The following is a 12,564-nucleotide window of genomic DNA, read 5'->3' as shown; positions in this document are numbered from 1 at the left end:
TGCCGCGGCAGCACGGGCGGCGGAAAGCCGCCGGCATAGCACATACGGATGTGCGGGCAATCTGTCGCGCGTGACACCAAGACTAATGCAGCGGGGGCGGAATCTGCCATGAGGATGGCATGTGAATTTATGCCTTGTTTATGACTACCGCCTCTGGCCTTCCATCACATCGCGCAGCGCAAAGCTGGTTTCAATGCGCGTGACGCCGGGCAGACGCGATAGCTCATTCTGGTGCAGGCGGCCATAGTCGTCCATGTCGGCAACGCGTGCAATGAGCATGTAATCATACTGGCCGGCCATGAGATGGCAGCTTGTAATGCCCTGGATGCGGCGGACGGCGGCCTCAAATGCGCCAAGAACGGAGGCGGACTGGCGCTCCAGCGTGATGCGGACAAAGACCGTCATCTGGCGGCCCAGCATGCGGTCGTTCACCACGGCGCGGTAGCCGCGAATGGCGCCCATCTCTTCCAACGCCTGTATGCGCCGCGAGGCCGCCGATGCGGAGAGCCCAACGGCTTCACCGACCTCGTAGTTGGTGGCGCGGCCGTTGGCCTCGAGCGTGCGCAGAATCGCCGAATCGAGCTCATCGAGTCCAAGAAGAGCCATTCCGGCGCCGGGAACAGTCGCCACTGCGCGTGGTCGGGAAGACGGTACGCTTATCTTGTGCAACTTTGCTCGGTTTGATACACGTTTCGTGCTCATAAGGCAGTTTTAACACGAAGATTGCACACATCGGCGGTATTGTGCGCTCTAGTATTCATCTATTCGCTTCCAGGAGGGTAAGACCCTGAGCTGGATCGCCGCGCCGATGCAGCCCTCCCCGGATCAAAACAAAATCGGCGCGGCGTAAATCCGAACCCCTTCTGATTTGTCCGCATCACATTCTGAGTACAGGAGCACAGCGATGATTATCGGAGTTCCCCGCGAAATTAAGGATCAAGAATCCCGCGTTGGCGTGATTCCCGCCGGAGTTAGGGCTCTGACCGAAGCCGGTCACAAGATTTTCGTTGAAACCAACGCCGGCGTGCAATCCGGCTTTCCGGATGCGGAGTACCAGGATGCCGGCGCGGAGATTGTGGGCGATGCCGGCCACGTCTGGGGCAAGAGCGAGATTGTGGTCAAGGTCAAGGAGCCGATTGAGAGCGAGTACGTTTACTTTCGCGAGGGGCTTACGCTCTTCACCTATCTGCACCTTGCGCCGCTCCCCGTACTGACGCAGAAGCTGCTGGACGCGAAGGTCATTGGCATTGCGTATGAGACGGTTCGCGATCGCAACAACACACTGCCGCTTTTGACGCCGATGAGCGAAGTAGCCGGCCGCATGAGCGTACAGGTCGGCGCCTCCTATCTTGAGAAAGAAAAAGGCGGGCGCGGCATTCTGCTGGGCGGAGTTCCAGGTGTGCCTCCAGCGCATGTCACGGTGATTGGCGGCGGTGTTGTGGGCACCAACGCGGCGCGCATCGCGCTGGGATTTGGCGCAAAGGTTACGCTCGTGGACCTGAACCTGAACCGCCTGCGCGAGATTGACGACATCTTCAATGGCCGCGTCTACACGCTTGCTTCCAACAGCTACAACCTGGCGCAGGCCACGCATGAGGCCGACCTGGTCATTGGCGGTGTGCTGATTCCCGGAGCCACCGCGCCGAAGATCGTCACCAGGGAGATGGTCAGCCGCATGAAGAAGGGCGCGGTGATTGTGGACGTGGCCATCGACCAGGGCGGCTGCGTGGAGACGGCGCGGCCCACTTCGCACTCAAACCCCAGTTACACCGTAGACGGCGTGGTGCACTACTGCGTGACGAACATGCCCGGCGCGGTGCCGCATACCTCCACGCTGGGGCTGACAAATGCGACCTTCCCGTATCTCATGCGGCTTGCGAACCTGGGCCCGAAAGAAGCTCTCAAAAAGGACGCAGGCCTCGCCGAAGGGCTCAACACGTACCTTGGCAAGCTGACGTACCGCGGCGTGGCGGAGAGCCTGCAGAAGGAATGGACACCCTGGGCGACGGTCGTCGCCTAGGGACTTACGGGACTATGGGACCAAGGGACTTGTGCGCTCCAATGCAAATTGCAAGTACCATTGTTCTCTCAGTCCCATAGTCCCTCAGTCCCCCTCAGTCCCTTTCGGCTCTATAATCTGCCCATGCTGTTTGAGCGCAATCCGCGCCTGCGCCTCGTCTCGTTTCTAGCCGGCGGAGTAATGTTTATCTTCCTGCTGCTGGGCGCGCTGCAGTGGTGGAATACCTCACGCATCAGCTTTCTGAATCCGGAGACGGCGGGCGAAACGCTGGCGTTTACGGCATTTACCGTAGTCCTCTTTCTGCTGCTCGTCGCACTGCTGATGCTGCTGCTGAGGAACCTCCTCAAGCTCTATGCGGGCCAGGGATCAAGCGCGCTCGGTGCGCGGCTTCGCAATCGCATGGTGTTGGGCGCAGTGCTTATCGCGCTTACACCCGCCGTGCTGATGTACCTGTACAGCTTTCAGTTCATGAATCGCACCATTGAGCGGTGGTTTTCGCCGAATACCACGCAGTTGCGCGATGACTCCACCCGCGTAGTGCAGGAACTGGCGCATTATGTGACCTCAAATGCACGCGTTGAGGCCGAGTCGATTGCGGCTTCTGGCGCTCCTGACCGCTCACCGGGCGAACTCGAAAGCGTTCTCGGCTCCCATCGCATCACGCTGGCAGGCGGCTTTGCGCTGGTGTTTGAGCCGCGGACGGGGCAGGCGATGCATCTGATCTCCAGCTTCGAGGCGCCGCCGGAGACCATCCAGGCCAGCCTGCTTCCGTGGCTCGATGAGACCAGTGGCGGCCGTGCAATTCCGCTCGGCAAGCCGCTTTCCTCCAGCCTGTTGGCGGCGGCGCGGCGCAGCGATGAGTCGATCATGGAGATTGCAGGCCAGCAGTTTGCGCTGGGCACAGCGGCCACGGGCACTGGCAAGCTGGTATTAGTGGCGCTGCCCATGCCGCAGGGGCTGAGCGAGACAGCCATTCGCATCCGATCCGGCGCAACGGAGTACTGGAAGCTCTACCGGCTCCGGCACAACATCCGTGGCAACTTCTTTTTGTTGCTGCTGCTGATTACGGTCTTCATTTTCTTCTCAAGCGTATGGCTTGCAATCTTTCTCTCGCGGCAGATTACGCGGCCCGTGGAAGCGCTTGCAGACGCAATGAGCCGCATTGCAGAGGGCAGGTATGAGCAGCGTGTCTCCATTGCGGCGGCGGGTGAAATGGGAGACCTGGTGCGCTCGTTTAATCGCATGGCCTCCGATCTGGAGACCAGCCGGCGCGTGGCGGAGACCTCTTCAGCGCAGTTGACGGCGGCCAACCAGGCAATTGAGGAGCGGCGGCACGAGCTGGAGACAATTGTGGAGACCATTCCCAGCGGTGTGGTTACGCTCGATGGAGCGGGGCGCGTGGTGCAGGCCAATCGCGCCTTTGCCGCGCTGATCTCGCATCCTGAAGACGCGCCTCTGCGTGGGCAAAAGATGGATTCGCTGTTGCCTGCCGAGTACGCTGAAGAGGTTGCGGCGGTCATTCGCCGCGGGCGGCGCATGGGCACGGCTTCCACTGAGATTGAAATGCGTGTGCGTGGGCGCGCCGTACACTTGGCGCTGACCAGCGCGCGACTCGATTTTGGTGCCGCTCTGGGCGCCGGTTCCGGTACGCATGCGGACTCGGATCACACCGCTGAGGAGCCGGGAACTGTACTGGTGATGGAAGACACTACGGAGCTGCTGCGCGCGCAGCGCCAGCTTGCGTGGAAGGAAGTGGCGCAGCGCGTGGCGCATGAAATCAAAAACCCGCTCACGCCCATTCAGCTCTCGGCCGAGCGTATCGCGCGCCATCTCGATCGCGGCCGCGCTGAAGGCGCAAACGGAGTCAGCCTTGACTCAACCAACATCATTCGCAAGTGCAGTGAGGTAATTCTGAGCTGCGTAAGCACATTGCGCACACTGGTCGATCAATTCTCCGCGCTGGCGCAGTTCCCCGCGCCGCAGCCGCGCGTCTGTGAGATGAATCGCGTTGTGGATGAAGCGCTGGCGCTTTTTGCCGGCCGGCTGGATGGCATTGAGGTGCGGCTCGATCTTGCGCCCGATCTGCCGCCGGTCTTTGCAGATCCCGAGGCGATTCGCCGCGCGCTGGCCAACCTGATCGACAACGCGGCGGAAGCCATGCAGGGCAGCCTGCTCAAGGTGCTGAGCGTTTCCACCACGGTCAATGAAGACGGCGCAGCCGTGGAAGCAAGCGTAGGGGACACAGGACACGGCCTGACGGATGAAATTCGAGAGCGGCTCTTTCTGCCGTTCTACTCCACCAAGCATCGCGGCACAGGCCTGGGTCTTTCGATTGCAGCCAAGATCGCCCAGGAACACGGCGGCTCGATTCGCGCGGAGAGCAACACGCCGAAAGGCGCGCGGTTCCTGCTGAGGATTCCGCTGATTGAAAATCCGGCCCTGCTGACGGCGTATTCCGCGCCTGCCACCGTAGATGCCGAACCCGTGAAGGAAGCTCGCTCATGAACCATATCCTCGTCGTGGACGATGAGGCTGAGATTCGCTCATCGCTTGAAGAGATTTTGCGTGAAGAAGGCTACGGCGTGGCCACCGCGGCCACCGCCGCTGAAGCTGTGGTGCTGGTGGAAGACGCGCCGTACGATGCGGTGTTGCTGGACATCTGGCTGCCGGACCGCGACGGGTTGGATGTTCTGGCGGAGATTCGCCGTCTTCCGCAGGAGTCGCGTCCAGAGGTGGTGATCATCAGCGGCCACGGCACCATTGAGGCCGCGGTGAAGGCGACAAAGCTCGGAGCATACGACTTTCTGGAGAAGCCGCTTTCGATCGACCGCACGCTGATTGTGCTCAAGAACGCGATTGAGGCCCGGCGGCTGCGTACGGAGAACCTTGAGTTCAAGCGGCAGTTCAGCGCCGGCGCGGTGCTTACCGGCGACAGCGTGCCGCTGAAGGCGCTGCGGCAGCAGATACGGCTCATGGCGCCCACGAACGGGCGCGTGCTCATCTACGGCGAATCCGGCACAGGCAAAGAGCTGATTGCCCGCTCCATTCATGCGGAAAGCCAACGCCGTGACCGCGTTTTTGTGGAACTGAACTGCGCCGCAATTCCCGAGGCGCACATTGAGGCGGAGTTGTTTGGCACGCGACACGGCCAGCCCGGCGCAAGGCCCGAGCAGCGTGGCACGCTGGAGCGCGCAGACGGAGGCACGCTGTTTCTGGATGAAGTGGGCGACATGAGCCTCAAGACGCAGGCCAAGATGCTCTCCGCGCTCGACGATCATAGCTTCACGCCTGTTGGCGGCATGCAGCCCATTCGTGTGGATGTGCGCCTGATCGCCTCCACCAACAAGAATCTCGAAGAGGAGATTGCCAAGGGCAATTTTCGCGAGGATCTTTTTTACAGGCTGAACGTTGTGCCGTTCTTTGTACCTCCGCTGCGTGAGCGCCGGCAAGACATTCCGCTGCTGGTGCGCGAGTTTCTAGGCGAGTTTGGACGGCAGTATGGCCGTCCGCGTATGGAGATTACCGAAGAGGCGCTTGAGGCGCTGGGCCAATACCATTGGCCCGGCAACGTGCGCGAGCTGAAGAACGTCGTGGAGCGTGTGCTGATCCTCAACCCCCGCGTGCTGCGGATTGAGCGGCGCCACCTGCCGCCGCTGACGCACAAGGCCGGCACACGCGGAACCGAGGATTTCTCCACGCTGCAGCAAGCGCGCGACGCCTATGAGCGCGACTACATCCTCAAGAAAATCGAGGAGGCGCGGAACAACATCAGCCGCGCCGCGGAACTGCTCGGCCTGGAGCGCAGCCACCTCTACCGCAAGATGAAGGCGCTTGGGATCGCGGTGCGTGAATAGCCGAGGCTTGTCCAAAAGCGGACATCCTTTGCCGGAAGTGGACAGTTCCCGATGCATGGAGAATGGTCGGTAATTTCTGCAAGTTTATTTACAAGCAGTATTTACGGAATCCGCGGCTTCTCCACGGCATGGCAATCCGATTGCACTCTTTCAGCGCATTGCAGTAGTTTCAGGAGGCGGTTATGGCGTATTTCGAGCGGATGCGCGATGTGGTTTCCGGAGCGTTCAGTCCGCAGATCATTGAACAGCGCATGACATCAGGGTGGCAGATGGTCTCAATCGAATGGCAGCGTGAACTGCCCGACTCCGAGGCCCACACAGGGGGCGTTTTCAGTGAAGAGATTCCTTACGGTCTGCGAATCTCCGACGACTGCAAGCGGCTTGAAGAGGACCCCAGGGAAAACCGGGTTCTCCTGATGATGATGGACCTGCTGGCGCAGGATTTTTCCTACTCCAACATTGTCAGCACACTGAATGAGAGCGGATTCCGCACCCGCGAAGGACGTCCATGGTCGCGCGTTGCGGTCTTCAACATGATGCCGCGCCTGATCGAAGTTGGCCCGCGCATCTTCAACAGCGAAGAGTGGGAGCAGCGGCGGCTCAAGTTCGCGCGCCGCGAAGCGCCAGGCGACTAGCGGCAGTCTACGCTGCCGCTTTTTGCGGCAGCGGCTTCACTTGGGCGCGCTTCTTTTTTGAAGCCGCCCAAAGGTCGTACTGCGCCTGCAGGCGAAGCCAGAATTCCGGCTCTGTACTAAATGCCTCCGAGATGCGTAGCGCCATGTCCGCCGAAATCCCTGCCTTGCCATTCAGCACGCGCGACAACGCCGGTCGCGTGATATGCAAATGCTGCGCAACTTCAGTCACAGTACGGTCTGCAAGGTAATAGCTCAAGAGCCTTCCGGGATGTGCCGGGTTGTGCATACGCGTCATACGCTCATTCTATTCACTGCTTCAAAATCGGCCCAATCGACCCTGTATTGTCGCCCGCCTGCGGATCGACGCGGAAATCCCATACGCGCTGGTTGATCTCCGACGGTGAGATGATCTCCACCAGCGCGTATTCTCCGATGAGGAGTTGTTGCGCCGGCACAATCTTCACCCAGTGCTTGCCCGGCAGCACCTCCACTTTGGCCGGCATCACGTCTTCGCTCTGAGTTACGTTGCCGCTGGGGCTGATGTGGATCGCTCCCACAATCCGCACGGCCTTGCGCTCATCCACGCGCACAATGGCAAAGCCCGATTGCGTCGAGTGCGCGCCGTGCTTGCGATTGGCAACATCTTTGGCGTCATGGGTCTGCACCGTCAGCGCGTGCGAGAGCACCTTTTCAGCATCGTCCGTCACGTCGAGCGAAAGATAAATGGCCGGATCATTCACATGCAGATGCGCCTTCGCATGCGCGCCTGGCAGCTCAATGGCGGCGCGCTGTCCGGCCAGCGGATTGATGGTGCTCAACCCCTTATGAGTCTTGGCGTCAATGCCCAGCTCGTTCGGCAGCAGTTCTACCAGCTCCGGCGTGCCCTGGTAGGTGTCCAGCGCAAAGACGGAGTCCTCATCCGGCAGCTCCAGGCCCTTGGCTACCTCAGGCATGCGCGCCAGTTGCTCGTCGCGCTCTGCGGCTTCTTCCTTGTCGATCGCCGCAGCCTCTTTCATCGCAGGTGAGGAATTGTCTTCGGCAAGCTGCGCCTGATCGCGCTCCCATTTATGCGTGGCATTCCAGTCCACAAGATCGGCGGGCAGCTCTTCCCAGTCGCCGCCGCGTTCCACGGAGATATAGCGCACGCGGTCGCCCACAATCTCGTACTTGCGCACGATCTGATAGCTGCCGTCCTTGAGAATCAGCCGGTGATTCTGGCCCGTGTTGGGCATCGCGGGCTTAAGCGGCAGCGGCTTCTGTTGCGGAGGCTGCTGTTGTGGATCGGATTGTGCGGCGCACGCGCAAGAGAGCGCAGCGCAAGCCAGAAGCGCGGCGCAAATCCACCGAAGACGTCCGATGTGGTTCATTCTCTATCCCAGTAGTAAATCCAGACAGCCCCACCATTTTAGACGCGCGGCGTCTAAGGGGGTGGGCAAAGGCCTGTTTTGGCGCAAGGCATACACTCCGCCGCACATTCTGTGTATTCTTAAGCTAGGGAAGATACGGTGCCGGTTTTGAGCAGAATTCAGTCCAACAGGAGCAGCAAGCTGTTAGCCCTGCCGCGCAATGCGGCGGTGGTGACAGTGGTATGCCTGATCCTGCTGGCTCTGCTTGCCGTGGTCCAGGTGGCGCACATCCACCCGCAGGCATCGGATGCCGATAACTGCCCGCTCTGTATCGTGATGCACTCGGCTGCGCCCGTCGCAGCCGCGGTAGCCGCCATTGTGATTGTTACGCTGGGCACGCATGCGCCTCCCGTTAAGGCTCGCGCAGCTGTGCCCCGTCCCTGGCATCCCACTCTTTTCACACGCCCACCTCCAACCGTCTAGCTGCGCGTCTCTGCCAGCCTGAATCCCTCTGAATTTTCGTATTGCCTTCAGGCTGACGACCATCACCTCAGCGTGCATTGCGCCCCGGAAACCGAACCGGCTCGCAGGCGCACATGCAGATCTTCTGGAGAAGCCATAATGATGCCGTACCTTCGCGGCCTGTACCGCCGCATCCTTCTTACACTGGCTTTGTTGCTGCCAGTCACAGCCTTTGCACAGTCCGGCAATGCCGGCGCGGTTCGCGGCACAGTCTCTGATCCCAGCGGCGCCGTGATTCCCGGCGCAACCGTCCACCTTTCGAACACTGTCAGCGGCCTTGACCGCACCACTACCAGCGATCCTTCCGGCCAATTCGAGTTCACGAATGTGCCGCTCAATCCCTACCAGATCAAGATCATGGCCAACGGTTTTGCGCCGATTACGCAGAACGTTGAAATTCGTTCCAGCATCGGTGTCAGCCTGAAGCTGGTACTGCGCATTGCCGGCTCCAGTGATACGGTCACCGTCGAGGCTGGCGGCGACCTGGTGGAGAACGACCCCACCTTCCACACGGACGTGGACCGCGACCTGTTTATCAAGGTGCCGCTCGAGAGCCAGTCTTCCTCGCTCAGTTCGCTGGTCACACTCACCAGCCCCGGCGTGGCGGCGGACTCGAACGGCCTCTTCCACGGCCTCGGCGATCACGCATCGAATTCGTTTTCGATTGACGGCCAGTCCATCACCGATCAGCAGAGCAAGGTCTTCTCCAACCAGATTCCGTCGAACTCGATTCAGTCCATTGAAGTCATCTCCGGTGCGCCGCCGGCCGAGTACGGCGGCAAAACCAGCCTTGTGATCGTTGCCACCACGCGCTCCGGTCAGGGCATTACCAAGCCTACCGGCAGCATCAGCACATCCTACGGCACCTTCGGCTCGTCCAGCCTCGGCGGCGATGTTAGCTATGGCGGCAAGAAGTGGGGCAACTTCCTCGAAGCGGATGCCCTCAACACGGGCCGCTTCCTCGATCCCCCCGAGTTCACAGTCTTCCATGACAAGGGTAACGAGCAAAATGTCTTCGATCGCGTGGACTATACCCTCTCGCCGGTGGATTCGATTCACCTGGATGTGAACTACAGCCGCTCCTGGTTCCAGACACCCAACTCCTTCGACAACCTGAATGTGATGAACGTGGAAACAACGGGCGCGAATAGCGGCTCCAGCGTTGACCCAACCTTAGTCAATGTCGGCAATGCCGACCAGCGCTCGAAGATCGGCACATTCAATATCTCGCCTACCTACACCCGCGTCATCAGCACCAACTCGGTCTTCAACCTCGGCGCCTTCGTCCGCAGGGATGCCTACAATTACTACCCCAGTGACAATCCTTTGGCCGATCAGGGACCAATTAACCTGCAAACCTCGTCCATTTCCCAGTTCCGCACGCTCACCAACGCAGCGGTACACTCGGACTTCTCCTACTCCAAGGGACACCAGACCCTCAAGATTGGCGCGCAGTACGGGCAAACCTTCCTCAACGAGAACGACAGCCTCGGCGTGGTGAACAATATCTATAACGCGCCCTGCGTGGATGTAAATGGCAATGTGTTAGCCGGCTACTCCGGTCCCACGGCATGCGACGGTATAGTCTCTTTCCCAAATCCCAACTATCTTCCCGTCCTTGCGCCATACGATCTGACCCGCGGTGGCAGCATGTATAACTACAGCGGTCACACGGACATCAAGGAGCTGGCGCTGTACGTCGAAGACCAGATCAAGGCCGGAGATTGGCTCTTTAATCTCGGTCTGCGTGAGGACGTTTACAACGGACTTACGGATGCCAACCAGACCCAGCCTCGCCTCGGCATCGCTTACAACGTCAAACCTTCTTCCACCGTGCTGCGCGTCTCCTATGCGCGTACGATGGAAACTCCGTTCAACGAGAATTTGATCCTGTCCAGCACAGGATGCTCGAATCCTGTGCTAGCTCCGCTGCTTCTCTGCTCGCCCGGCGTCTCAGGAACTCTGAACCCCGGCTATCGTAACGAGTTTCACGCCGGATTCCAGCAAGGAATCCGCAAGTGGGCCGTCATCAGCGGCGAGTACATCTGGAAGTACACCCACAACGCCTTCGACTTCAGCGTGCTCGGCAACACGCCGATTACATTCCCTATCGACTGGCATAACTCGAAGATCCCGGGCTATGCGGGAAATATCGAGATTCCCAAATTCCACGGATTCAGCGGCTATTTCGTTACCTCTTCGGTCGCCGCCCGCTTCTTCCCGCCGCAGACGGCCGGCGCGGGAGCTACAGTCGGCGCCACCGGGCTGCCTTTCCGCATCGACCACGACGAGAAGTTCAACCAGACCTCTCACGTTCAGTATGAGATTCCCGGCACAAATAAATTCCTAAGCGGCCTTTGGACCGGCTTCAACTGGCGCTTCGATTCCGGCCTGACCGCCGGCTCCGTGCCCTGCTACAATCCCTTCTCGAACAATCCCAACTCTGCCTGCGGCACGCCGGACAGCCCCACTTCGACCATGCTCAACGGCCAGCCGGCGGTCGATCTCACCGGTCTTACGGCGGATGAGCAGTTTCAGGCGGGACTCACCTGCCTCAACTACACTCCTATCCCCGGCGGCGCGCCAGTCGCTAGCTACACTCCTTCGCCAACAGGCACGCCTATTGGCATCTGCCCGGCCGCGAACTATACCTCGAAACTGGTTGATATTCCCGCGCCCGGCGCCGGCGATGCCGACCACGATCCGCCACGCATTCAGCACCGCAGCCTCTTTGATGCCTCCATCGGCAAGGACAATATCTTCCATACCGACCATTTCAAGACGAACATCGACCTGACGGCGGTGAACATCGCCAACAAGTACGCTCTCTATAACTTCCTTTCCACCTTCAGCGGCACGCACTACGTGACGCCGAGGGCACTGACGGCAAAGGTCACGTTCAACTTCTAAAGCAGCGCAACACGCAAAAACAATAAGGCCGGGGACGAGTCCCCGGCCTTATTGTTTTTGATCTTTGATCTCTGATCTCTGGCTTCTGATCTCTGCTTCTACGGCGTTCCCTCTTTCAGGATCTGCTCGGCCAGGAAATTTCGCACCGCGGCATGATCGTGCAGCATCTCCTGGTACGCCTTATTGAGTAGCTGCGCTTTGCCGTTGCGCAGGGTTTCGCGAATCAACTCATGCGTGCGCGGATCGTTCAGATCGCGCTGCCCTGCCGGCTCGCGGCTGTTGAGCTTGTAGATCTGGTAGCCCATGACGGCCTTGTGACCGGGATCTCTGGGATCGTAGACCGGCAAAGATGCCGTAATCTGGCCAGGCTTGAGCGCGCCGATGGCGTTGTAGACCTCTATGTCGCGGTGCAGGTCGGTCTCAGTCACCAGGCCCATATTGCCCCCATTTTGCGCCAGATTCGGATTCTCCGTAAACTGCGCAGCCAGAGTGCCAAAGTCCTCGCCATTCAGAAGCCGTCCGCGGAGCGTCTCAATCTCTTTTCGCGCCTCTGCCTCATTCGGAGCCTTGCGCTGCTGTTGTGCCGCGCCCTGCTGCGGAGGATTGCCGCTGACCAGAATCTGTGAGAGCCCATAGCGTGGCTCAATCAGATTGAATTCGGCCTTGTGCGCGTTGTAATAGGTGCCGATCTCCGCGTCCGTGATGTTGATCTTGGAATCGATCTCTTTATTGACCAGCTTGGTGGCCGTGATCTGCTTTCGGACGTCGCGCTTGAGGTCGTCCATCGTAATGTTGCGCTGCTTGAGCTGCTTGTCCCACTCCTCCTGCGTATAAGGAGTCTTCATGTCCGTGATCTTGGCGTTCACATCCTCGTCGCTGGCCACCAGGTTCAGCTTGGCCGCGCGCTGCTGCACGATCTCATCGTTGATCATGCCGCCAAGGATATTCAGGCGGAGCATGTCTGCCTGCTCCGGTGCGGGCGGCTGAGGATTGTCCGTTTGGCTGGCGTTGTAATACTTGTCCAGGTCGGCGCGGAGAATCTCCTTGCCGTTGACCGTGGCTACGACATCCGGGCCGGGAGCGTGATGACAACCGGCGAAGGCAAGCAGAACAACTGTGCCGAGCAAAGCAAAAACCGGACGCGCGCGCTCCGGAAAACGAGCTTCGAGTTGCAACCTGATTCTCCTCACGGAAGCGAGGCCGCTTCCAGTACACCAGAATAACAGGCTGTAAAGACCGCACAAACCCGGAATCGTGAGCAGGGAAGACCAATCCCC

10 protein-coding genes are annotated in these 12,564 nt (G+C 59.9%); 6 read left to right on the top strand and 4 right to left on the bottom strand.

Translation table 11 applies throughout. The features are described from left to right. Window positions 1-144 precede the first annotated feature (144 nt). Window positions 145-606, bottom strand: coding sequence for an Lrp/AsnC family transcriptional regulator (locus ABSG47_RS04600; RefSeq protein WP_424167007.1), 462 nt, complete (start codon window positions 604-606; stop codon window positions 145-147). Between the two features lie 298 nt (window positions 607-904). Here ABSG47_RS04600 and ald point away from each other — a divergent pair, with 298 nt between their 5' ends. From ald to ABSG47_RS04580, 4 genes are all read left to right on the top strand, one after another. Then, the gene (gene ald, locus ABSG47_RS04595) at window positions 905-2,020 is read left to right on the top strand and encodes an alanine dehydrogenase (RefSeq protein WP_424167004.1); all 1,116 of its coding nucleotides are present in this window, start codon (window positions 905-907) and stop codon (window positions 2,018-2,020) included. Between the two features lie 123 nt (window positions 2,021-2,143). Continuing rightward, the gene (locus ABSG47_RS04590) at window positions 2,144-4,525 is read left to right on the top strand and encodes a sensor histidine kinase (protein ID WP_424167001.1); all 2,382 of its coding nucleotides are present in this window, start codon (window positions 2,144-2,146) and stop codon (window positions 4,523-4,525) included. Continuing rightward, window positions 4,522-5,874 (top strand): sigma-54-dependent transcriptional regulator, encoded by a 1,353-nt coding sequence (locus tag ABSG47_RS04585; protein WP_424166998.1) that lies wholly within the window; start codon window positions 4,522-4,524, stop codon window positions 5,872-5,874. Before ABSG47_RS04590 ends, ABSG47_RS04585 begins: the two co-directional genes overlap by 4 nt. A 182-nt stretch (window positions 5,875-6,056) precedes the next feature. Further along, complete coding sequence (locus tag ABSG47_RS04580; RefSeq protein ID WP_424166995.1) at window positions 6,057-6,509, top strand: recombinase family protein; 453 nt, start codon at window positions 6,057-6,059, stop codon at window positions 6,507-6,509. A gap of 7 nt (window positions 6,510-6,516) precedes the next feature. Here ABSG47_RS04580 and ABSG47_RS04575 read toward each other — a convergent pair whose 3' ends face one another. Together ABSG47_RS04575 and ABSG47_RS04570 are read right to left on the bottom strand one after the other, a co-directional pair. Beyond that, window positions 6,517-6,795 carry a HigA family addiction module antitoxin gene (locus ABSG47_RS04575; protein WP_424167080.1) on the bottom strand — a complete coding sequence of 93 codons (279 nt, stop codon included), beginning with the start codon at window positions 6,793-6,795 and terminating at the stop codon, window positions 6,517-6,519. 22 nt (window positions 6,796-6,817) lie between these two features. After that, entirely contained in the window at window positions 6,818-7,876 is a 1,059-nt protein-coding gene (locus ABSG47_RS04570; RefSeq protein WP_424166993.1) for a hypothetical protein, read from the bottom strand. Between the two features lie 147 nt (window positions 7,877-8,023). On the opposite strand from ABSG47_RS04570, the gene ABSG47_RS04565 reads away from it, so the two are divergent. Both ABSG47_RS04565 and ABSG47_RS04560 read left to right on the top strand, forming a co-directional pair. Beyond that, entirely contained in the window at window positions 8,024-8,338 is a 315-nt protein-coding gene (locus ABSG47_RS04565; protein WP_424166991.1) for a hypothetical protein, read from the top strand. Window positions 8,339-8,476: 138 nt separating this feature from the next. Next, a complete protein-coding gene (locus tag ABSG47_RS04560) occupies window positions 8,477-11,287 on the top strand; it encodes a carboxypeptidase regulatory-like domain-containing protein (protein WP_424166988.1) in 2,811 nt (936 codons plus the stop codon). Window positions 11,288-11,385: 98 nt separating this feature from the next. On the opposite strand, the gene ABSG47_RS04555 is transcribed toward ABSG47_RS04560, so the two are convergent. Then, a complete protein-coding gene (locus ABSG47_RS04555) occupies window positions 11,386-12,462 on the bottom strand; it encodes a SurA N-terminal domain-containing protein (protein WP_424166985.1) in 1,077 nt (358 codons plus the stop codon). Window positions 12,463-12,564: the final 102 nt, after the last annotated feature.

The organism is Occallatibacter sp. (assembly GCF_049510455.1).
Lineage (GTDB): Bacteria > Acidobacteriota > Terriglobia > Terriglobales > Acidobacteriaceae > Telmatobacter.
Note: the sequence above shows the minus strand (reverse complement) of the source record. Positions and strands in the feature narration are given on the sequence as shown.